Source organism: Sulfurimonas sp. (assembly GCF_016744025.1).
Taxonomy (GTDB): Bacteria; Campylobacterota; Campylobacteria; order Campylobacterales; family Sulfurimonadaceae; genus Sulfurimonas.
Map to the genome: position 1 here is coordinate 1 of NZ_JADGFC010000008.1, position 23,791 is coordinate 23,791.

General features: G+C 32.3%; 18 protein-coding genes. 9 read left to right on the forward strand and 9 right to left on the reverse strand.

What is annotated here, in order from left to right; all coding sequences use genetic code 11:
* The first annotated feature begins 368 nt into the window (after nucleotides 1-368).
* The 7 genes from kdsA to recG all read left to right on the forward strand — a co-directional run bounded on the left by kdsA (nucleotide 369) and on the right by recG (nucleotide 8,724).
* Nucleotides 369-1,160, forward strand: coding sequence for a 3-deoxy-8-phosphooctulonate synthase (kdsA, locus tag QZZ48_RS02490; RefSeq protein WP_294961578.1), 792 nt, complete (start codon nucleotides 369-371; stop codon nucleotides 1,158-1,160).
* Nucleotides 1,161-1,170: 10 nt separating this feature from the next.
* Entirely contained in the window at nucleotides 1,171-1,635 is a 465-nt protein-coding gene (gene ribE / locus QZZ48_RS02495) for a 6,7-dimethyl-8-ribityllumazine synthase (RefSeq protein WP_294961581.1), read from the forward strand.
* The gene (nusB, locus tag QZZ48_RS02500; RefSeq protein ID WP_294961584.1) at nucleotides 1,635-2,039 is read left to right on the forward strand and encodes a transcription antitermination factor NusB; all 405 of its coding nucleotides are present in this window, start codon (nucleotides 1,635-1,637) and stop codon (nucleotides 2,037-2,039) included. Before ribE ends, nusB begins: the two co-directional genes overlap by 1 nt.
* 3 nt (nucleotides 2,040-2,042) lie before the next feature.
* Nucleotides 2,043-4,433 (forward strand): multiheme c-type cytochrome, encoded by a 2,391-nt coding sequence (locus QZZ48_RS02505; protein WP_294961587.1) that lies wholly within the window; start codon nucleotides 2,043-2,045, stop codon nucleotides 4,431-4,433.
* Between the two features lie 28 nt (nucleotides 4,434-4,461).
* Nucleotides 4,462-5,514 (forward strand): dehypoxanthine futalosine cyclase, encoded by a 1,053-nt coding sequence (locus QZZ48_RS02510; RefSeq protein WP_294961590.1) that lies wholly within the window; start codon nucleotides 4,462-4,464, stop codon nucleotides 5,512-5,514.
* A 56-nt stretch (nucleotides 5,515-5,570) separates the two neighbouring features.
* Complete coding sequence (locus QZZ48_RS02515) at nucleotides 5,571-6,854, forward strand: pitrilysin family protein (protein WP_294961593.1); 1,284 nt, start codon at nucleotides 5,571-5,573, stop codon at nucleotides 6,852-6,854.
* A 70-nt stretch (nucleotides 6,855-6,924) separates the two neighbouring features.
* Nucleotides 6,925-8,724, forward strand: coding sequence for an ATP-dependent DNA helicase RecG (gene recG, locus QZZ48_RS02520; protein ID WP_294961597.1), 1,800 nt, complete (start codon nucleotides 6,925-6,927; stop codon nucleotides 8,722-8,724).
* A 36-nt stretch (nucleotides 8,725-8,760) separates the two neighbouring features.
* Here recG and raiA read toward each other — a convergent pair whose 3' ends face one another.
* The 7 genes from raiA to fliW all read right to left on the reverse strand — a co-directional run bounded on the left by raiA (nucleotide 8,761) and on the right by fliW (nucleotide 16,746).
* Nucleotides 8,761-9,294 carry a ribosome-associated translation inhibitor RaiA gene (gene raiA / locus QZZ48_RS02525; protein WP_294961600.1) on the reverse strand — a complete coding sequence of 178 codons (534 nt, stop codon included), beginning with the start codon at nucleotides 9,292-9,294 and terminating at the stop codon, nucleotides 8,761-8,763.
* A 121-nt stretch (nucleotides 9,295-9,415) separates the two neighbouring features.
* Nucleotides 9,416-9,886, reverse strand: coding sequence for a hypothetical protein (locus tag QZZ48_RS02530; RefSeq protein ID WP_294961602.1), 471 nt, complete (start codon nucleotides 9,884-9,886; stop codon nucleotides 9,416-9,418).
* On the reverse strand, nucleotides 9,862-10,818 hold the full coding sequence (locus QZZ48_RS02535) for a type II secretion system protein (protein WP_366755892.1): 957 nt from the start codon (nucleotides 10,816-10,818) through the stop codon (nucleotides 9,862-9,864). The genes QZZ48_RS02530 and QZZ48_RS02535 overlap by 25 nt, the downstream gene beginning before the upstream one ends.
* Nucleotides 10,815-11,072: a hypothetical protein gene (locus QZZ48_RS15780; protein ID WP_366755893.1), complete on the reverse strand. Its 258-nt coding sequence runs from the start codon at nucleotides 11,070-11,072 to the stop codon at nucleotides 10,815-10,817. Before QZZ48_RS15780 ends, QZZ48_RS02535 begins: the two co-directional genes overlap by 4 nt.
* A gap of 209 nt (nucleotides 11,073-11,281) precedes the next feature.
* Entirely contained in the window at nucleotides 11,282-11,473 is a 192-nt protein-coding gene (locus QZZ48_RS15785) for a type II secretion system protein (RefSeq protein WP_366755894.1), read from the reverse strand.
* Complete coding sequence (locus QZZ48_RS02545) at nucleotides 11,467-16,170, reverse strand: cadherin repeat domain-containing protein (RefSeq protein WP_294961609.1); 4,704 nt, start codon at nucleotides 16,168-16,170, stop codon at nucleotides 11,467-11,469. Before QZZ48_RS02545 ends, QZZ48_RS15785 begins: the two co-directional genes overlap by 7 nt.
* A 195-nt stretch (nucleotides 16,171-16,365) precedes the next feature.
* Nucleotides 16,366-16,746, reverse strand: coding sequence for a flagellar assembly protein FliW (gene fliW, locus QZZ48_RS02550; RefSeq protein WP_294961612.1), 381 nt, complete (start codon nucleotides 16,744-16,746; stop codon nucleotides 16,366-16,368).
* A gap of 136 nt (nucleotides 16,747-16,882) precedes the next feature.
* On the opposite strand from fliW, the gene bamD reads away from it, so the two are divergent.
* Both bamD and lon read left to right on the forward strand, forming a co-directional pair.
* The gene (gene bamD, locus QZZ48_RS02555; RefSeq protein ID WP_294961615.1) at nucleotides 16,883-17,770 is read left to right on the forward strand and encodes an outer membrane protein assembly factor BamD; all 888 of its coding nucleotides are present in this window, start codon (nucleotides 16,883-16,885) and stop codon (nucleotides 17,768-17,770) included.
* Between the two features lie 39 nt (nucleotides 17,771-17,809).
* Nucleotides 17,810-20,233 (forward strand): endopeptidase La, encoded by a 2,424-nt coding sequence (lon, locus tag QZZ48_RS02560; protein WP_294961618.1) that lies wholly within the window; start codon nucleotides 17,810-17,812, stop codon nucleotides 20,231-20,233.
* A 6-nt stretch (nucleotides 20,234-20,239) separates the two neighbouring features.
* On the opposite strand, the gene QZZ48_RS02565 is transcribed toward lon, so the two are convergent.
* Together QZZ48_RS02565 and QZZ48_RS02570 are read right to left on the reverse strand one after the other, a co-directional pair.
* Nucleotides 20,240-20,617: a response regulator gene (locus QZZ48_RS02565; protein WP_294961621.1), complete on the reverse strand. Its 378-nt coding sequence runs from the start codon at nucleotides 20,615-20,617 to the stop codon at nucleotides 20,240-20,242.
* Between the two features lie 9 nt (nucleotides 20,618-20,626).
* Complete coding sequence (locus QZZ48_RS02570; protein WP_294961624.1) at nucleotides 20,627-23,791, reverse strand: ATP-binding protein; 3,165 nt, start codon at nucleotides 23,789-23,791, stop codon at nucleotides 20,627-20,629.

Sequence of the window (23,791 nt, forward strand, 5' to 3'; positions counted from 1 at the left end):
AGAGCTTTTTTATAATCCATTATAGAAATACCTTGGTTTCTTACCAATATACAGAAGTTTGCAAGGGTTTTCAAACCCCCATATTTTTAATTAAGTCTATTTTTACAATCTAACCATAATAGTTAAATAGTATTAATATATAATCAATAGTATTTGCATGTAGTCTTAAAAACATATTTTGTAACTTAATAACACGTTTTATCTTTTAGTTTATCTCAACTAATATCAAAATATTCCTAAATATTTTTTTGAGAATATAATTATTATAAGAAAATTATGTGAGTTGTATGATAAGTGAGTAATTTTACATTAAAGCCATTATGCTATAATCTGCCTTAATTTTTAAACGATATTGTAGAGGTATATTAATGGTATTACTAACAGGTCCTTGTGTCATTGAGAGTGAAGAAAATATATTTAAAATTGCTAAATCTTTAGAGTCTTATTCTCAAGATGAATCTATAGATTTTTATTTTAAAGCTAGTTTTGACAAAGCAAATAGAACATCTTTAGAAAGCTTTCGTGGGCTTGGTATGCAAGAAGGACTTAGAATCCTTCAAAAAGTTAAAGATGATTTTGGTTATAAAATTGTTACAGATGTACATGAATCAGTTCAAGTACCTACTGTTGCAGAAGTAGCTGATATGCTACAAATTCCTGCATTTTTATGTCGCCAAACAGACTTGTTAGTAGCTTGTGCTCAAACAGATGCTAAGATCAATATTAAAAAAGGTCAGTTTTTAAGTGGTGATGCTATGCTTTACCCTGTTCTTAAAGTACTTCAAACTAGAGGCTGTTCAGAGGCTACATATGAAAACGCACTAAAACATGGTGTATACCTTTGTGAAAGAGGAAACTCTTTTGGATATGGCAATATGGTTGTAGATATGAGAAACTTAGTGACTATGAGAAATTTTGCACCTGTAATCTTTGATGCAACTCACTCTGTTCAGATGCCAACAGCAAAAGATGGTAAAACTGGTGGAGACTCTTCTATGGTTCCATACCTTGCATCTGGTGCAGCCGCAGTCGGAGTTGATGGTTTCTTTATGGAAACACACTTTGACCCAAGTGTAGCATTAAGCGATGGCCCAAATATGATAAAACTAGATGAACTAGAAGCTCTAGTAACAAAAATTAAAAAAATTCAAGAAATATGAAGGAAAGTATATGAAACTGGTTGAAGGTAGATTAAAAGTATTAAATGGCAAAAAAATTGCTATTGTTAGTACAAGATGGAATCATTTTATTGTTGATAGATTAGTAGAGGGTGCAGAAGATGCATTCAAACGTCATGGCGGAGATGAAGATGAGCTTACACATGTTCTAATTCCTGGAGCATTTGAGCTTCCAATGGTAATTGACCAAATCTTAGCATCTGGAAAATACGATGCAGTTTGTGCATTAGGTGCAGTTATTCGTGGAGCAACTCCTCACTTTGATTATGTTTCTGCTGAAGCAACAAAAGGTATCGCCACTATGAGTCTTAAGTATCAAAAGCCAGTTTCATTTGGTCTTCTTACTACGGATACTATTGAGCAAGCTATTGAGAGAGCTGGAACAAAAGCTGGTAACAAAGGTTTTGAAGCAATGACTACTGTTATTGAAATGTTAGACCTATATGAGAACCTATAATGGCTACTAGACATCACGCAAGAATGGCAGTTGTAAGTCTTCTTTATGCTTATGACTTAGGTAATGGAAGTATTGCAGATCACACAGATGATATTTTAGAAGAGAAAAAAATTCGTAACAAGCAAAAAGATTTTGCAATAGCTCTTTTTGAAGGTGTTATGCAAAATCTTGAAGCTTGTGACAAGTCAATTATTGAACACTTAAAAGAGTGGGATTTTGAAAGACTTGGTGCTATTGAGAGAGCAACTCTTAGACTTGCAACTTATGAAATTATTTTTGGTGAGCTTGACTCTGCAGTTGTTATAAATGAAGCTGTTGAGATTACAAAAGCTTTTGGTACTGAACAATCACCTAAGTTTATCAATGGTGTTTTAGATGCTATTTCTAAAGATAAGCCTGAATAGTTGATGATTAAAATCGCTTTTTTACTGCTACTTTTCTCTTCTTTGCTCTTTGGAGCAAATGAATGTATAGTTTGTCATAAAGGCATAGAAGATATTAGAGATAGAGACTCTGGTATGATGAAGGCGATTTTAGAAGTGGCTGATAAAGCTGGTCATAAAGGCAACGATTGTATCGTTTGTCACGGTGGAAATCCCTCTAACAAAAGTGTCAAGTATGCGCATAAAGGCACTGTAAAGTATTTTAGAACAAACGAAGGTCCTAAAAACTACTATCCTGCACCAGCAAGTCCTTGGATAAATGAAAATACCTGTGGAACATGTCATCCAAATCAAGTTTCTGCTCAAATGAACTCACTTATGATGACAGAGCAAGGCAAGATACAAGGGGCTATGTGGAGTTTTGGTGCTAAAGAAGGTTACAGTCATGAGACAGCAACTTATAATACCAAAAATCCAGATAATCCAGACACACGTCATGGTAGTGAAATATACAAAAAGTATATGGCTAAACTTTCAAAAATGGAACCACAAGGTTTTCCTCAAGAGACACAAACTCTAGCAGATGCTCCTACTGTAGAAGAGATACATAAAGACCCATCTTTAGCTGTTAATACTTATCTTCGTCAAGAGTGTCTTAGATGTCATACCGGAAGTAAGGGTAGGCAAAAAAGAGGTGACTATAGAGGAATTGGATGTGCATCTTGTCATATTCCATATTCTAATGAAGGTTATTACGAGGGAGTAGGTAAGAAGATTTCTAAAAAGAAGGGTCATTTACTAACTCATCAGATTCAAAGTTCAAGAAAAGTAAAAGTACAAGTTCATGATATAAAGTATTCAGGAGTTCCTGTTGAGACATGTGCAACTTGTCACAATCGTGGAAAACGTATTGGTGTTTCTTACCAAGGTCTGATGGAAACAGAGTATCACTCAACATCTGAGGATGAGGGGAATCAACCTAAAAGTTATCTTCATATGAAAGAAGACATTCACTACCAAAAAGGTATGTTGTGTCAAGATTGTCATACTTCAAATGATTTACATGGTGATGGGTTTTTAGGCGGGGCAAATGCTGCTGCTGTAGAAATAGAGTGTCAAGATTGTCACGGTACTACTACAAAATACCCTTGGGAACTTCCAATTGGTTACTCAGATGAGTTCAACACAACTGCCGCAACAGGTGAGGCAAGAGGAACAGCTAAAAGTGTTGCTGATTATCTAAAACAAGGTTACGTCGCCGAGCCAGAAGATGGTTATATCTTAAGTGCACGTGGAAATCCACTTCCAAAAACAGTTAAAAAAGGCAATAAGATTATTATGCACTTGGCATCTGGAAAGGATATAGAGTTAAAACCTCTTAAACTTTTAAAAGATACAAAAGCACTTTCTAAAAAAGCACTTATTGCTATGGATGTTGTAGACTCGCATACTCAAAATATGGAGTGTTATACTTGTCATGCAACTTGGGCACCACAGCGTTATGGTCGTCATTTAAAAGTTGACTACTCAGATGCAAAACAAAATCCAGATTATTTAAAAGCTTCTCATGACCAAGATAAGCATGGAACTACTGGTGGCATGCGAGACATGAAAAAGTATCTAATTCCTGGAAAAGTAACAGAAACTAGAAGTTACTTAAGATGGGAAGATCCAGCTCTAGCACAAAATGGTGAGGGCAGAGTATCTCCTGTTGTTCCAGGGTACCAAACTACTATAACTGTTATTGGTAAAGATGGTGAAGCCCTTCTTCAAAATCACATCTTCAAGATTCAAAATGTTGAAGGAGCTGGCAAAGAAGGTCAAAATGCTATAGATATGGCTCCTATTCAACCTCATACTATTCAAAAAGAATCAAGAAGTTGTGAATCATGTCATGCATCTGACAAAGCTATTGGACTTGGTGTAGGTGGCGGAAAACTAAATAATGACCCAAGTAAAATTACTATAATTGATTTGATGAGTCCTGACAGAAAGATTCTTTCAAATAAGACGGATGAGCATATTCTTGCAATTCCAAATCTTAAACATGATTATTCACAGTTTATAGATGAAAATGGCACACAGTTGATGACAGTAGGAAATCACTTCAAACTCTCCCAACCATTAAGTAAAAAACAAATAGGTAAACTTGATCGTAGAGGCATGTGTCTTTCTTGTCATGAAGATATACCAAAAGGAAACCTAGCAGTTAGTGCAATAACACATATAGCAGAAATGGCAGAAGTAAACATAGATACTAAGATGCACTCTGGCATCTTGAATAAACTCTTAAATCTTGGTGCATTAGTACAAATGATTGTAGTTATTTTAGTAACACTGCTTATAATGTTTGTTATATATACTTTCTTCTTTAAGAAAGAACCTAAAAACATAAGAAATGAAGGATGGAAATAGTGGACAAAATAACTACGAAAGCTGGACAATGCAAAAAAGATTAACAAAAGAAGAAGCATTAGATTTAATAAAAAATGCTGACTTAAAAGAACTAGGGCGGATGGCATCTGCTCGCAAGAAAGAGCTACACCCAAAAGGAATCACTACTTTTGTTGTAGATAGAAATATCAACTATACAAATATTTGTTGGGTTGACTGTAAGTTTTGTGCATTTTATAGACATGAAAAAGATGCAGATGCATATGTTTTGACTTTTGATGAGATAGATGCAAAGATAGATGAGTTACTTGACATTGGTGGAACTCAGATATTATTTCAAGGTGGAGTTCATCCAAAACTCAAAATAGAGTGGTATGAAGATTTAGTTGAGCATATTCATACTAAATATCCAGATATTACTATTCATGGTTTTTCTTCTATTGAGATAGATTTTATAGCTAAGGTTTCTCGTATAAGTGTTGAAAAAGTGTTAGAGAGACTTAAGGTTAAAGGTCTTGCATCTATACCTGGTGCGGGAGCTGAAATACTTAGTGATAAAGTTCGAGATATTATCGCACCTAGAAAAATTGACTCTGAAGTATGGATAGATATTCATAGAAAAGCGCATAAGCTTGATATCAAGTCAACTGCTACTATGATGTATGGAACTGTAGAGAGTGATGAAGATATAATTGATCACTTTGAAATGATTAGAAAACTTCAAGATGAAACAGGTGGATTTCGTGCCTTTATTATGTGGAGTTTTCAAGGTCAAAATACTGAGCTTTTAAGACTTATCCCAGATATGGATAAACCATCATCAAATAGATACTTGAGACTTTTAGCAGTAGCTAGACTCTATCTTGATAATGTGCCAAATATCCAAAGTTCATGGGTAACTCAAGGAGCTTATATAGGTCAAATGGCTCTTAGGTTTGGAGCGAATGACTTAGGCTCAACTATGATGGAAGAGAATGTTGTAAGTAGTGCAGGTGCTGCTTATTCAATGGCAAAAGAAGAGATGGTAACTCTTATCAGAGATATTGGTGAGATACCAGCTGTAAGAAATACAGCTTATGAAACTTTAAAGAAATTTGCTTAAGCAATAGGAATATTTACTGGTCATAACCCAGAAAATAGATGAGGAAAACGCAAATAATGAAAAAACTTTTACTAATATTACTAATTACAGGACAGATGATTATGGCAGCGACTATAGAATATATACAAACAAACGGATTGAAAGTACCTGTGATTATTGAAGAAGACAAGCGCCTTCCTCTTGTAACTATGCAGTTTATTTTTAAAAATGGTGGAACAATCACTGATACTACAAAAGCTGGACTTGCAAAGTTTAGTGCAAGAATTATGAGTGAGGGAACAAAAAAACTTGGTTCATCTGCTTTTGCTGAATCTTTAGAGAGCAAAGCTATTCATATCTCATCTTCAACTGGTAAAGAAACTTTTGTAATGGAACTTGCCTCTTTGAAAGAAGAGTTTTCTGAGGGACTTAAAAAGTTTGCTTCTTTATTAAAAGATCCTAACTTTTCTGATGAAGCAATGAGTAAGGTCAAGTCCACAACTATGGGTTCACTTAGTGCTAAAGCAAATGACTTTGACTATGTTGCTTCTAATGAGTTAAAGGCAGTTTTATTTAAAGGAACTCCTTTAGCAAACCCTGCATCTGGAACTTTAGAGAGTGTAAAAAGTATAGAACTTGATGATGTAAAAGCATTTATAAAAGAGCATTTAGTTAGTTCAAGACTTATCGTAGTTATTGGTGGTGATGTTGATATCCAAGTTGCAAAGAGTGAAATAGAAAAAATTATCAATGCTATGCCAAAGGGTAAAGAAGCACAACAGCATCACTATGATGTTGCTAAAAAAGCTTCTGAATCTGTGTTAAAAAAAGATACTCAGCAGGCTTATGTATATTTTGGTTCTCCATATAACATCAAGTATGACTCAAAAGATTATTATAAAGCTAGAGTTGCTACTTTTATCTTAGGAACAGGTGGTTTTGGTTCACGTCTTATGGAAGAGATAAGAGTTAAAAAAGGTTTGGCTTATTCTGCTTATGCAAGAGTAAGTGCTAGTAAATCAAGTAACTTTATGACAGGTTATTTACAAACTAAGTTAGACTCTCTTGATGAAGCTAAAAAAACTGTTAAAGAAGTTATAGCAGAGTTTGTAAAAAATGGTGTTACACAAGAAGAACTAGATCAAACTAAAAAATTCTTACTTGGAAGTGAACCTTTAAGAGTTGAAACAATGGGTCAAAGACTAAACCGTACTTTTATGGAGTACTACAACGGTCAAGAACTAGGTCATTCAATCAAAGAGTTAGAGTTAGTTAAAGAGTTAAAACTAAAAGACCTTAATGAGTATATAAAAAGTCATAAAGAAATTTTAGAAATGAGTTTTGCAATAGTTACTAAATAATTATTGCAATCTGCAATATTTTTTGATGAGTTTTAAAAAAAGAGTTAGTATTACAAACTAAGGACATAAAATGAAGCTCACAAAAGATATAAAAACAAAATTTGATAAACTAGGTGTTAACTCTTGGTGTGAACTCTCTCTTAATATTCCTCACTCATATGAAGACCTCACTCTTCATCCTACAATCCAAATGGGCAAAGCTCAACTTATAGATGCAACCGTTGAATCTGTTTTTCGTGCTCCAAATACAATCCAAATAACTTTTTTTGCACATAACCTAGGACACAGTATAAGTGGTGTACTTTTTCGTCCAAAACCATATATGATGCATCAGTTTAAAGTAGGAGATAGAGACTACTACTATGGAGTAGTTGATTGTAAAACTGGAAACTGCAGTATAACGATGCCAAGAAAAACAACAAGTGTAGGTGCTATAACTCCAAAATACAAATCAGCTCTTAGAAGTGATGTAATGCTACGGCTTGTACAAAACAACCTAACACTAGAGAACTTACTCTCAGAGGGCTTAAAAGAAGAGATAGCAGCACAAATACTAAAACTTCATTTTCCCACTGAATTAGTTGACCTAAAAGACTTAGATGCAAAGAGTATAGATGCTTTAAAATATTTAGAACTATTTACATATATGAAACAACTCTCAGCAAAAAGAAGATATTTTAAGTCAACTGTAAAAGTAGATGCTTCTTATGATGAATGGAAAAATAGACTTCCATTTGAATTAACAAATGAGCAAATAGATGCAATACAAGATATAAAATGTGACTTCAACAAAGATGTGGCATCTAGACGTATGATAGTTGGAGATGTTGGAAGTGGAAAGACTATGGTAATTTTAGCCGCTGCATCTATGATGTTGCCAAATCGTTCAATACTTATGGCACCAACTACAATACTTGCTAACCAACTTTTTGAAGAAGCGCAAAAGTTCTTGCCAAATGCAAAATCAGTTTTAGTTACAAATAAATCTAAAAAGATTGATTTAAATGAATTTGATTTCATAATAGGAACACACGCTCTTTTATACAGAGAACTTCCAGAAGCAGGACTTGTTATGGTTGATGAACAACATCGTTTTGGAACTGCTCAGAGAAATATGCTTGAGAAATTAGTAAGTTACGGAGATAGTAAACCACATTTTTTACAGTTTAGTGCAACCCCAATTCCAAGAACACAAGCTATGATAGAAACTGCCCATATTAATGTTAGTCTTATAACTTCTACACCTTTTACTAAAGACATAGATAGTAAGGTTATACATAAAAATGATTTTAAAGAATTACTAGAAAACATAAAAGAAGAGATAAGTAAAAATAATCAGGTTCTTTTAGTTTATCCATTGGTTGAGCAGAGTGAAGTTCTGGAGTATCAGAGTATCGAAGAAGCAAGGGCTTATTGGGAAAAAAACTTTGATAATGTTTATGTAACTCATGGAAAAGACAAACAAAAAGAAGAAGTTCTTTTTGAATTTAGAGAAAAAGGAAGTTTACTCATTGCAACTACAGTGGTCGAAGTTGGGATATCTTTGCCGAGACTTACTACGGTTGTTATAGTTGGTGCTGAGAGACTAGGACTCTCAACTCTTCATCAGCTTAGAGGAAGAGTCAGTAGAACAGGTTTAAAAGGTTACTGTTATCTTTATACAAATAATAGTGTAACTGAAAGACTAGATAGATTTGTAGATACTATAAGTGGTTTTGATATAGCAAATTTGGATTTAAAGTTTAGAAAAAGTGGCGATTTACTTAAGGGTGCGTCTCAGAGTGGTAGTCAGTTTAAATGGGTTGATTTGTCTGAAGATGTTGAGATTGTTAAAAGTGTGAAAGTTGATTTGAGTGAAAGTGTGTCTTAAATATTGTAAAAGGAATTTATTCCCTTTACATAACTATTAATATAGTCCGAATTTACCGTCGTTTCTTTTGTAAAGAACACGAGTTTTATTTTCGTTATCTAAAAATATTTCAAACATTTTATTATTTTCTTTTAGGTCGTTTAAAACATCTTCAACTTCACGAGGTTTATAAAGATCAAGTTCAACTGGAACAATCTCATCTTCGTTAGCTTCAGCTTCTTCTTTAAGATCAACACTTTCTGCTTTGATCTCATTAAGACCAGTTACACGGTGTCCAACTTCTTTATCATGCATACGACGTAAAGCTTTTTGAGCTCTAGCAATAGCTAAATCAATTGCAGCGTATAAATCGCCATCATTTTGCTTGATAACAACAGAGTTTTTGTGAGCAAGGTTAATAACGAACTCAACAACAGAGTGCTCTTTACCTTTTTTTGTTTGAGTAGAAGCTACAACATTTACAGAAATAATATCCATATTATATTTAGTTAGTGTTTCAATAGATGTATTCATATGAGCTTTGATTGGCTCAGTAAGTTCTAATTGTCTACCTGTAAGAGAAATATTCATAATTTGACCTTTTATATTGTTAGTTCACAAAAGAAATTATATTTCTTTTGCTTCACTTGGGCCACTAGGACCACTAAAGTTAATTAGTTGGTGGATTATAACATTAAAAAGTTTATATAAATTATGATTTTTGGATGCTTCTTCTAAAATAACGAATAGGTTCAGTTGTCCCATCAGGATTAGCAGTTATTGTGATATCCATTAAAACACTACCATCAGAATTAGGGTAAGTTATAGCTGTATAATCTGATGTAGAAAATGTATCACAATTGCTACCATTAAAATAGACATAACTCATTGTAATATTAACATCGTAAGTCTCGTTATATCTGAAGTCTAAATTAGAAAGACTACATGGATTTTGTTGAGATATTTTTAACATAGCATACTCAGCTGCACTTTGAGATAATAACACTGATTGTTCATAAAGATACAGGTCAGTTGTTCTTTTTGTTGTTTGTGTAGAGAGTGATAATGAAAGAGCCATAATGGTTGTAATAACTACTAAAACAACAATAGCCATTATCATCGCCATTGCTGAACGAAAGCTTTTTTTATGAGAAGTTTTTAAAAAATAGTTTTTTCTTTGCATATTGAATACTCCTCATCTTTGATTAGTGAACTTTTAACACATACTTGAATTTTTAATAAAGATTCTCTTGCAATAAATCTAAAAGAACTTACATTTTGCATAATAATTTGGCTTTTTGTTTCATCTCCATTAGATTGAAGCAAATATGTATCACCTTTCCATGGTTGATAGTCATACCATAGAGTAAGTGTTCCGGTTTTAGTTGTATCATCCCAACCTGTTATACCAACAGCATAAGCACTCCACGCAAGTTGATAGAACTCATAAGCGATTACTTGAGAAAAGTTATTATCAGCACCGATAGAAGTAATTGGTTTAAATTTACTTATCCCATTGGCATCAATTGGATGAATAGCATTTAAATTATTTGCATCTACGCCAATTTGAGTATCAAACTTACTTGTATTTGCATCCCATCCCCAATTAGTATCTAGTGAGTCTGGATTTATAAAATAGATAGCAGCATCTTCAATACCGCTATTAGTATTAGACAAGATATCTATTAAAGTATTTATATCTCCTGTATCAGTTCGTGGAGAAGATAAAGAAGAAGAATTTGTAATAGTTGAGTTTAAATCAATAATTCCACTCCAGTAAGGAAGAGCATCTCCTCTAAAGCCGTCTACATCTGAACCAACCCATTCTAAAATATTTGCAGTTGTAGCGGTATAGTCTTTTAAAGAGGTGAAATTATGGTCATTTTCTCTTGCTATAGTAGAAGCTTTGATTCTATGTTGAAGTCTTGTTGCAACAAACTCTACTGCTGTAGCTGAGTTAGACTGCAGTTCATGGTTGATTTTAGAGTTAATAAATCCACTATAAGACTGAGCTAAAAATTCAACACCAAATTTTGCTAATATCGCCATGATAACTATTACAAATATTAACTCTAACATTGTAAAAGCTTTACGAAATTTACTTTTTATAATCATGGGGTAAGTAGCTCATTCTCGTAAGCGATTTCTCCAATATTAGCACTATATGCTCTAAGAAGTGTAACGGTTGTATTTGTAGCATCATCTTTTTCTCTAATAGTTACAGTTATCTCTTTAATATTAATATTAGTATTGTTATTTTCTTCACCAAACTTTATACAGTTTCCACTATCACAGTTCTCTACTTCTAATAAACTATCATACTCTTGTTTGTATCCAGATGCACCTGTACTATCTGTGTATATCTCCATGTAAGCATGTTCGGCAGCTTCAAGTGAATCAACATAATCAAAATTTGCATAGCGAACTGTAAGGTTGTTATCTAAACATCTTCTATTTACATGTCCAACTCTTCTTTGAATTTCAACAGTTCCATCTAAAATTCCTGATCCATTACAATTATTATCAATGTTTAAAACTCTTGATAAATCATCACCTGTAGCATTTACATCGTCATCATCTATAAGAGAGTATATGTAGTAGCTAAATTTATTTCTGCTACAGATGCAAAGATAGCTTCTTGGACAAGGTTTTTCTCTATTGCTGATGATGTTACTTGTGTAAGCATTGGTAGAGACATAACTGATATTCCTATAATGACTATGGCAAATATCAACTCTATTAATGTAAAAGCATATTTGTGTATTACCACAATGTTCTCCTATTAACACGTCTTACTTTTTCTGTTTGTGTCGTTGTGTTTGTCTCATGTTGACCTGACCAATCTGTTGCAGACTGAAAGATTACTATATTTTTATTTGTTGTTGCTGTTGTATCATCTTCATCATATATAAGCCAATTGGATATATTACTATTCATTGTAGCTGTATAAGGAAGACCATTCGCCGTATTATAACTATGCTCGGAATCTTTTGTATAATTATTTAAGTTTGTTATTGTTGGTACAGTAACAAGACCTGCTGCTTCGGAACTAGCAGTTAAGTTGCCATCTCCACTTTGATTATGATTTAGATTTACATACCATCTGCTGTCAACCTTTTGTATATATCTTGAACTTAGAGTAGGAAGAAGAGTTCTATCACATGTGTTTGAATTTGTTGTACCAAAACAGTAAGTTTCATAGTATATAAGTACATCAGACTCTTCATTTTCTCCTGAAATACAAGGTGAATTCTCACAAACTATTCTTGTTTTTCTTCCAGCTGTTCTTCCGAAGTAATGGGTTACGTTTTGTCCTGATAATCCATTTATTGTTATGTTGTTAGCAGCTGTTTTATTTGTATCTAAGTCAGCATTAAAAAAAGTTCTTGGATCATACACAGTAACTTTTGAGTAATTAATATCTTCAGGATTCGAAACTATATTTTGATTTCTATCAAAATTAAGACTCATGATACTGTTTAGAGTACCATTCATGTCTTTTGCAAAAAAAGTATTTGGAGTAGTTATATTTGCATCTTCATTAGAAACATTTGCTATTGATGCAATAGTATTCCCTGTTGTATTCCTATCACTGATTATATAAATTAAATTAAGGTTTGTATTTAACGGAGCAGACTTGCTAATATTAATATCTATAGGTTTCGCATAACATTGAGTAACGAAGTTACTTAGAGAAGAGTTATCATAACCTTGAGGAGTTATGGAACTATTTACTTGAACTGACATGTTAATATCATTTACATTATTTATATTTGCCATATATACAAAGTTTGAAAAATCATTAGTCGTATTAATATCTCTATTTGTTAGTCCAAGAGTCACATCACTACTTATATCAAATTTATAAGGATGAAACTCTATCTTATAATTTCTGTACTTTAAAGAAGTGCCACTTGCATCATGATTAGAATTGATGTTGCAGCCATTCTTAATGTTTGAATTTACAATTTGAGTATCTGCGCTATTGCTTACACAGTCAGATGTTGCTGATGAGATAAAATATGTTGAATCTCCGTCATGATGTGACATATATGTAGAGTTACTATCAACTGAAGTCCAGGTTGTATCTTCTATTTTTAATACATACTCTCCTACTTGGTTTAGAGAACTATTAAAATCAGCTTCTCCATTAAGAATTGAAAAAGAAACTGTACTATTAGAATCATCATTACAACCAGAGCTAACGCCTGTTGGCGACCATTCATATGTACTAACATCTGAAGAAGTACCTGTAAAAGATTTAGTATAGCCAAATGATGAAGTGTTATCTAAATAATTACTTGCATTTACTTCAAGATTGTATTGATAACCTGCTGATAGATGCGTTGTATCAGTTGATGGTGTAATTACACCAGAGATATCATCATCAATTTTAAGTTTCGAAGCTGGATTTGTTTGGTTTTGGTCATTTATCTTAATTATAAGAGCTTCTGGTCTTATGGCAAAATTATCTCTAGAACATATAAATCTTGTGTTAATTCCATATGTACACTCCATACAACTAGCTAACTGAGATTTTGTCATATTACTTGTACAGTATGAGTCAACTGCATCATCGGTAGTATCGTTGTTATCATTCATATCTTGAGCACAATTTCCTCCAGCATATGTGAAATTATTGATGCTGTAATCATTTGTTGCATTCTTTGTTAAATCAGTTATGGAACCATTTACGTCACTTGCATTATATGTTACACGAAAGGCGGTATTCTGTCTGGCTTTAGTGTAAAAATCGTAGCTATTAGTTAAGTCAGTCATATTGTCTGCAATTGCTGATTCTAATGCAGCTTTGTTAAATTGTGATGATGTAGAGTTTTCATCAACAATAACCCAAACTTTTTCACTAATGGAACTTGCAAGCTCTTTACACGAAGCATCTGTGTAATGAAATGCTCCTGCATCTATCATTTCAACTGCTACAATTGTTGTTGGATGATCATTGAGTAATGTGTCTCTGTCATCAGGATCCATTGCTAAAACTTTAAAATTACCTTCTCTTTTTGTAACTTGTGTTGGAATGTTATAGTATTTATTTCCACTGCTACCATTATACGTGTAAAAATTATTGTGTGCTATATTAAATATACCTTTTGCAGGCGCATAATTAAAGTTTGAGGTCGTACATAATGGAATTTCTTCACTTAATTTTAGACTGTATTCTACGGATGCAGAATCCAAGGCTAAGTCATAGTTTGCTACCACATTTATTGGTATATCCATGGTAGACATTTGAGGATCTAAATCATAGTAAATATAAAAGTAATCATTTTCCTCTAATGTACCGATGAAAATGTTGTTTATATAATCAGAAGCACCATCTAAGCTTTGCCCTGAGGTTACGGTAACTATGTCTGGAGTGGCGTCACCTACTTTAGCGAGCAGTGTAGAATCAGATATATAAGTTGCTTGAGTTCTGTTAATATCTGAAATATCAACTGACATATTACTGATTGTGATGCTTGAATCAACTAGACTTTTTACAAAAATAGACATTTTTATAGGTTCATTTACAGTTACATCTCCGCTTAATACTGGTGGATTACTACCATCATTATCTTCTGTAAAGTATTGATCATACTGTGAGTATGAATAGTCATAACAAAACTCAGGGACAAAAACTTCAGTTTCAAATGCAAACATATTTAAAGAGAATCTATCTTGAGTTGAAGAGATTTTGATTTTTGTTTCTACTTGAGAGTTTGATAGTTTTTGTTTTGAAGTATCTTCTTTTATATTAATAGGGAGTTTGTCTATATCAACACCCAGAACATTTCTGTAGTTTGGGTTTGCCATGCCAGAGTCATTTGAACGATACCCACTAGTATAATCAAGTGAATATACACTAGCATTTACAACGTCAGTTGAAGTGTTAGCACCATCAACAAGTGACAACCAATCAGTACCTACATTTACATCTCCATCTTTTTTTAGTATCTTAACACTATCTCCATATGAACCATCACTTTCTCCCATATATATAAATAGGTTTGCATTAAATGGGTCACTGCCTGTGGGTGTAATAAATCCACTAGCATCTGCAGTGGCTGATCTTGGATATCCAGAGTTTATTGATACTGAGTAAAAACCATCAAATAGAGATATGTTTTTTAAGCTACGACTTGTATTTTCTACTATTACAATTAGTTGCCATGAAGCGTATTGATTATAACCATTTGATGCTACAATTCCTCCTGCATAATATTCACCAGCCCCTTGAGCCTTTATATAGTCTGTAACATCTTGTGAAGCTACATAATCAAAAGTTGAACCAGATTTGTGCCAGTTGTATTTTGCATTTGTTGAAGTATATGATGTATATGAAGTTGCGTTAGGTCCTTTTAGTTGTATCGTTTTTGCGCTATCTTTTTGTGTGCTTGTTATATTGTCTATTCTTGCTGACCAATATAGTCTTGCAAATATTACTTCATCTCCTGTTTCCATAACTAGTTTGGCCATTGTATTACTTGATGGAGCTCCAGAAGAGGTGTCAATCTTAGCCTTATGTTGATTATGGCTGTTGTTTGGAGTCCCAAGTGAAGGCTCTTCACAACTAGCACCATCAGAATTGTTTTTACATAAAAGTTGATTACCTATTTGTAATATTGAACCGTTTATTGTTACGCTGTCTTTACCTGATATGGATACATTTGTGAATGCTCTTGTATTTACATTTTCACTAGATAGGTCTATGTCATCTGTAAGATTCATTACAAAATTTTCAACATCGAAACCAGAAGTGTTAGAAGCATTTATCTCTAGTGTGTAGCTATTTGTTGTATTGGACTCTAAGTTTGGGTTACTTTCTATTGTAATGTCTCCACTATCATTAACTGCAAATATACTATCTATATCACCTGATAATATAGAAAAAGAAGTAGGTGAACCAGTAGAGACTATAGTTCCAACAACAGTATCTGTAGGTGCTTCATTATATATAGTATAAGTAGCAGGCGTAATTATAGGTATGATAGGATTAGTAGCTTCAATAGTTACATTATCAAGTTTAACAAGTTCATCTGAAGATGCAGTATCAGTTGAGAAGGATATTTTCAATTTCCCATCTGTATCTAAAGATGTACTATAACTCATGCTATAAGTTCCATCCGATTTGGATTTTGTAATAACTGTTCCGTCGTTAAATTGGGTCTTAAAATAGTCTTTGTATGAACCTGATGTCTCCCATCCTCCGATAACTTTAAGTTGAAAAGTTACTGTTACTGAGATATTTTTATAAGTTGATGTAAAGTCAAATGTTTTATGAGACTCTCTATCTTGATTTATTTTAAGTTCATTTTTATCCCCGTCATCTCTACTCCATCCACTTAAAGAACTACTTTCAAAACTATCAATATGAGGCAGTGTTAGTGCACTTAGAGTTGAGTAAAGAAGATGTATGGTAAAAAATATACTTAGAAAGAAAGAAAATTTGAAATTTAAAGTTTTCATAAAAGACTCCTTATATTGCAACAGAAATAATGGGCTCATGTATCATTTAATATTTGTAAAGAATTTATTATACTATTTTTTTCAAAAATTACATGAAAATAGGTAAATAAAATTAGATTTAATCAATTATATATAAAAAGATTATGCAAAAAAGAAGAAAGATAGTCCTATAACAGGACTAATAATAGTTAAATATTATTTATTTAAAAATATCGAAATTTTCTCTGCTACGCCATATTCTGTTGATTCAGCTAGAATAACTTGAACTGCTTTATTATTGTCAGTATTGAAAATTAGTGGACCTACAAAGTTTACAACTGAACTTTCTATAGGAGTTTGAATAAGAACAATATTTAAAATTAATAAGTTTGATTTTTCATTTATTTCCATTATTTCTTTTACATTATTTGGAATTTCAAAATCATATTCTCTTAATACAAAAGGGTCTATAAGAGTAAAAGATATTTGATCATCTTCACATGAAACCATTTTCATAAAAACATCGTCAATCTTTTCTATCTCTACCTGTTTTATGCTATCAAAACCTAAAAAAGGCACGCTTATATCAAATTTCATAAAAAAACCTTTGGAAAATATTTGTTTATTATAGCACCTTAAGCATAAAATGTACCATGCTTACATTATTGTTTAACCTATGTTATATATCTTTTGGATAGAATATCAACTTATTTATTTATTGGGATATTATTTGATGAAATTTAAAAATAGTTTTTTATTAACAGCTTTAACAGCGATACTTTTCTTTAGTGGCTGTTCTAAAGAAGTAGAAGAATATAACAAACCTGCAGTATATTGGTACAACAAAATAGTTAAAAGTATTTCTAATGGAAATTTAGAAAAAGCTGACAATTATTATAGTTCTTTACAAGGTGAACATATAGGTTCTCCTCTCCTTCCAGAAGCAACAATGATTTTAGCCATTGCACATATGTTTTATGAAGAGTATCTACTAAGTGAGCATTTTCTAAATGAATACATAAAAAGATATGCAACATCAAATGAAAAAGAAGATGCAGAGTTTTTAAAAATAAAATCTAAATATTTAGCTCTTCCAAATCCAAGACGTGATCAAGCTCTTATTGCTCAAGCAATTGTTGAATCTCAAACATTTAAAGACAACTATCCTAACTCAATGTATTATGATATTGTAGAGACTATGCAAACAAGGTTATACCTTGCACAAGCTGCTTTAAATGAGACTATTGCAGATCTTTATGTAAGAATAGATAAACCAAAGAGTGCAGAGTACTATAGAAATATAAATCTACAACCATGGATAAAGTGGGATGAATTAGATAGAGCAAATACACCTTGGTACCGCGAATGGTTTGAAGGTGATGGAACTGAGAGTTGGTATGCTTTTATGGTTCCAGATACAAGAAGTGTTGTGTCTAGAAATTCTGTGGTTGATGATAATACAACAACAACTAAAGATAAAACTAAACCAAAAGAAATACAAAAACCTAAAGAAGCAGAGAAACCTAAGCAAAATTTGAGTAAATTTCAAGAAGACGAAATAAATAAGGCAAAAACTTTAAAAGAGAAGGGAATCATCACAGAAGATGATTCAATACTTTAAAAGATAAAATATTAAAACTTTAATAAATTAGGAAAAAATATGAAACTAAGTAATTATGGCGATTTTCCAGCAGATATACCAGTAATAGCAGAAGATGAACTTTTTTTATACCCTTTTATGATTTCACCACTTTTTTTAAGTGATGAAAACAATATTAATGCAGCTACATTGGCAATGGAAGATAGTTCTTTAGTTATTGTATGTCCTACTAAACCATCTCATGAAGGTGAGAGAAATTATGACTCACTTTACGATGCAGGTGTTGTTGGTTCTATTATGAGAAAAGTAGCACTTCCTGATGGCAGAGTAAAGGTTCTTTTTCAAGGATTAGCTCGTGCTAAAACTCTTAAGGAGGTACAAGCTACTCCACTTATAGCAAATGTAGATATCCTAGAATCAACAAATGTTGAATCTTTAAAGATAGATGCAATACTAGAAATAGTTCGTGAAAAAGTTAGAACACTATCTGGTGTAAGTAATTATTTCCCACCTGATCTTCTTAGAACTATAGAAGAAAACTATGACCATAATAGAATTATAGATTTAATTTGTAGTAGTGTTAAACTAAAAAAAGAGCAAGCTTATAAACTTTTTGTTGAAATAAATACAGAGAAAAGATTTTTACTTTTGATTGATTATTTGATTGAAGAAATAGAAGCAAATAAATTACAAAAAGAGATTCGAAGTAAGGTTCACACTCACATAGAAAAAGTTAACAAAGAGTACTTTTTAAAAGAACAATTAAAGCAAATTCAAAAAGAGTTGGGAACTGATACCGCTCGTGATGAAGAGATAGAAGATTATAGAAATAAACTCCAAGCCAAAAAAGGCAAAATGGGTGAAGAAGCTTATAAAGAAATTTCTAAACAGATAGAAAGATTCTCACGAATGCATCCTGACTCTTCTGATGCTTCTATGACACAGACATATTTAGACTGGACTTTAGAGATTCCATTTGGTGAAAATGCAAAAAAAGCACTTAAGATTAAAGATGTTGAAACTCAGTTAAATGAAGACCATTTCTCACTTAAAAAACCAAAAGAGAGAATTGTTGAGTACTTCGCAGTTAAAGAACTATTAGAGTTAAGAGGTTCAGGAAGTGATAGTGCTGGAGCAATTCTTTGTTTTTCAGGACCTCCTGGTGTAGGTAAAACTTCTCTAGCAAATTCTATTGCAGAAGCTCTCAAAAGACCACTTATTAGAATAGCTCTAGGTGGACTTGAAGATGTTAATGAATTAAGAGGACATAGAAGAACTTATGTTGGTGCAATGCCCGGTCGTATAACACAAGGTCTTATAGATGCTAAGAAGATGAACCCTGTTGTTGTTTTAGATGAGATAGATAAAGTTTCTCGTTCTCAAAGAGGAGATCCAACAGCTGCACTTTTAGAAATACTAGATCCTGAGCAAAATAAAGAGTTTAGAGATTACTATCTTAACTTTGATATAGATCTTAGTAAGGTGATTTTTATTGCAACAGCAAATGATGTTAGTCGTATTCCTACTCCTCTTCGTGATAGAATGGAGTTTATTACAATTAGCTCATACACGCCGCAAGAAAAGTTTGAAATAGCTAAGAGATATTTACTTCCTCAAGAGCTTAAAAAACATGGTCTTAAAAAGAGTGAAATAAGTATATCAGATCCAGCACTAAAAGAACTTATCCATAGTTATACAAGAGAAGCAGGAGTTAGAAACCTTCGTCGTCGTATTGCAGATATGAGTAGAAAAGTTGCTAGACAGATGTTAGAAAATAGTGCTACAGATAAGATTTCTATCTCTCTTAAAAATCTCAAAGACTTTTTTGATAAGAGTGTATTTGAGATAGAAAAAACTACAAAAGTTCCAGTTGTTGGTGTTGTAAATGGACTTGCATGGACGGCAGTTGGAGGAGATGTTTTAAAGATTGAAAGTATCAGAATCAAAGGTAAGGGCACTCTTCAACTCACAGGTAGTCTTGGTGATGTAATGAAAGAGAGTGCAAGAATTGCTATGAGTGTTGTGAAAACATTGATAGATTCTAAAAAGCTTAAAATTTCACCTGAGAATGTTCCTCTTACATTTAAAGAAAATGAAGAAAATATAAAAGTAGATACTAGTGAGGTCTATAAGCGTTATGACCTACATATTCACGTTCCAGATGGTGCAACACCAAAAGATGGTCCAAGTGCTGGTATAGCTATGGTAAGCGTTATAGCGTCTATACTTAGTGGAGAAAAGATTCGTTCAGAAATAGCGATGACTGGAGAAGTTTCTTTAAGTGGTGATGTTCTTCCAATTGGTGGATTAAGAGAGAAGTTAATTGCCGCACATAAAGCAGGAATGAGTAAAGTTCTTATTCCCGCAAAAAATTATGAAAGAGATTTAGAAGATATTCCTAAAGAGGTAAAAGATTCTATTGAAATAGTTGGTGTAACTAGAGTAGAAGAAGTCTTAAAACATATTTTAGTCAAGGAGTCTTAAGACTTCCTAGACTAGCACAGTTGCAATTTTTTGAACTAAGTCATTATTTCTTATCGGTTTCATTAAGAATCCATTAGCCCCAAATTCCAAAGCCTCACTCTTCTTCGTCTCATCAGTTGTAAGTACTATAATTGGTAATTGACGAAGATTATCATCAGCCCGCACAACTTTGAGCATCTCAAGACCACCCATAATTGGCATAATAATATCAAGTAAGATAAGATCTATATCATCCCTTGATTTAAGAACACCTATCGCATCTGAACCATTTCTTGCTTGGACAACTTCTTTTACCTTGGTATTTTTCATTAACATTGATTTAAGTAGTTTAAGATTTATCATATCATCATCTACAATTAGAACTATTAGGTCTACTTTTGACATATCTTATCCTTAAATAAATTTTTCAAACACTAACCTTAGTAAGTCTTTGGTAACTATATTGCCTATTAATTCATGCACATACAAAGCATCATCACTGCTCTCTTTAAGTGAAGGATCATTTACAAGCACAAGATAAGAAGTTAGTCCACTATCTTGATTTTCTTTTTTAATATCATTAGAGAATTTTTCTAACTCTTGTCCTACTAATTCTTTATCAAATAGTATGAGCTTATATCTATTGTTTTTACTCAACTCATCTAACTCTTTACTCGTATTAGCTATCTCATAACTATAATTTAGTGATTCTAATAGATGTGTATATAGTTTTGATTCAAAGGTACTATTTTTTGCTAAAAGAATATCTGCTTTATACTTTGGTTTTTCAATAATTTCTGTATTTATTACAGCTTTTATTACTTCTTCCTCAATGAGTTCATCTTCAACGATAAAATCAGCAAGAAAGTGATTTAGTAATGAGATGATTTCTGAACGCACTAGAGGTTTAGTTGTATATTCATCTAGACCAGCTTGTAGAAATCTTTCTCTATCACCTTTTAAAGCATTTGCCGTAAGTGCTAAAATAGGAATGTGAACTTGGTTATAGTCTTCTTCATACTCCAAAATTTCAGCAGTAGCTTCTACACCATCAAGAAATGGCATTTGAATATCCATAAATATTAGGTCAAAATTACCATCTTTTCTCTTTTGAAAAGCTTCAAGACCATTACTAGCTAAAACTACATTAAGTCCTAAATCTTCAAGAGTTCTCTTAATTAGTTTTTGGTTGATGATATTATCTTCAGCAACTAAAATATTTGCTTTAAATTTTGTTGCTTCTTCATTAGCCTTTTTATAACTTATTTTTTTGTCTTTTTTCCCATTTAAACTCTCAGCATTGTAATTTTCTATAACAAGTTTAATTTTTGATATATTTAATGGTTCATATAATGTTTTGAATATATCTAAATGAAGAGAGTCTATTTTTTTCATATAGTATGACTTAGTCAAAAGAACTAGAGCTTGAGGAAGTTTTGCATAGTGTGCAAGTTCATTTTCTTGAGAATAGTCATAATCTACAAATATTAGATCATAGTTTTTTTGTGTTTGTAGAGTTTCTAACTCATTTATATTGTTAAAAGTAGTGTAATTAACTCCATAAAAGTCAAGATATTCGCGTAGGTAAGTATCTTGTCTTTTTATTTTATGATTGTTTTGCAAAACCAAAGCATTAAGAGAAGAATACTTTCCTTGGATACTTTCGTTTAGTGTTGCTACATCTTCAAAATCTATTGTAAAGTAAAATGTTGTTCCAGTACCTGGTTCACTATGAAGGTCAAGTTGCCCACCCATAAGTTCAATAAATCTACTTGAAATGGTAAGACCAAGACCAGTACCACCATACTTACGAGTAATAGATGTGTCTGCTTGGGTGAATGCTTCAAATATTCTAGATTTTTGCTCACTTGTTACACCAATACCACTATCTTGAACTTCAAATCTAACTCTTGTTTTATCTACTAGGTCACACTCGACTTTTCTTATATCAACATTGATAGAACCTGCGCTACTTGTAAACTTAACAGCATTAGAAAGTAAGTTGATAATAATTTCTTTAATCTTAGTAGGATCACCTTTTAACGGACGCTCTAGCTCAGGATCTATAAAACATCCAAGGTCAATATGTTTTTCACTAGCGCGAACTGCATACACGTCAACTGCACTTTCAAACTCATCAATTGGGTTAAATACAGTATCTTCAATCTCAAGCTTATTACTCTCAATTTTAGAAAGATCAAGAATATTATTAATAATTTCAAGAAGATTTTCAGATGACTTTTCAATAATCTCAACAAACTCACTCTGCTCCTCTTCAAGACCTGTATCTTTAAGAAGTTCAGTAAATCCAACAATACCATTAAGAGGAGTTCGTATTTCGTGAGACATATTTGCTAGGAACATAGATTTTGCTTCACTAGCCTCTTGAGCAGATTCTTTATCTTCTCTAGTTTGAGCAATAATCTTTTCTAATAAATCATACGCGTCATTAATTCCATCTGCTGAATTCAGATTAATAACAGTAGTCTCTTCTTCTTCCCTTGTATCTTCAGCAACCCTTTTTAGTACATATTCAAGGTTTTTAATATTTCTATTCATTTCATTAGATAAGAAATAGCCTAATGTTGCAAGAATCAAGGCTGTTATCCAGATAGCTAATGTAATAATCAAAAATTCTAGCGATTCTGCTTGTACTTCTTTTGCTCTTTTATCCATTTCATTTAATAATAAATCTTCTGCATTTGAAATAATATTAATTTTTTCAGAGTGCATACTAAACCAAATACCAGATGTAATGTCATATTTTCCACGTTGACTAGCTGAAATTATTGCTGTTCGCTCAGTATTGATATTGTTAAATAGCTCTACTGCATCTTCATTTTGAAAAAGAAGGTCTAACTCATTAAGAAGATTTTTATTTCGAAGTGTTGAATAGCTTATTGCATCTGCTTTACCTATAGTAGATATCCACTTGTTGAGATCTTCCTCTGCTAGCAGACTTGAAAGAGAGATAATATATGACATATAACCTCTCTCAATACCACTAAACTCTTTTGCATTTACCATACCAATATATATAGAATAAAGTTCATTAATATCTTGGTCTGTTTGGTCATGGGCAATCTGTTCAAGTTGTTTAATCGCTATACTTTGTATGTCACTATATACTTTAGTAAATACATGTCTAAATCTTATTTTCTTCTTATCAACAAGCTCTCTTGCATCTTGTATTCTTTTTAAAGAGTTTTCTACTGAATCGTAGTTTTGACATGTAATACAGTTATGTTGTCCCTTTGAATGATCATGTGATTTTGATTTATTCTTGGTGTGTTGAAGGTAAGCATTTATCTTTACATCAACAATTTTTCTTTGCTGTTGTAGAGATTTAAAAATACTTTTTGAAGGATCACCAAGGTACATTGCAGTCATACCTCTTTCTCTGGCTATATTACCTACTACATCATTTAAATATTTATTTTCATATAATTTATCGTGAAGTATTTCTGCTCTTTCATAGTTTTTAAATGAATCATATAAGTAATAACTTGTTAGTGAAAGTAGAAGAATAATAGGAAATAAGCTAATTAGTATTAATCTGTTTTTTAAACCTAACTGCAT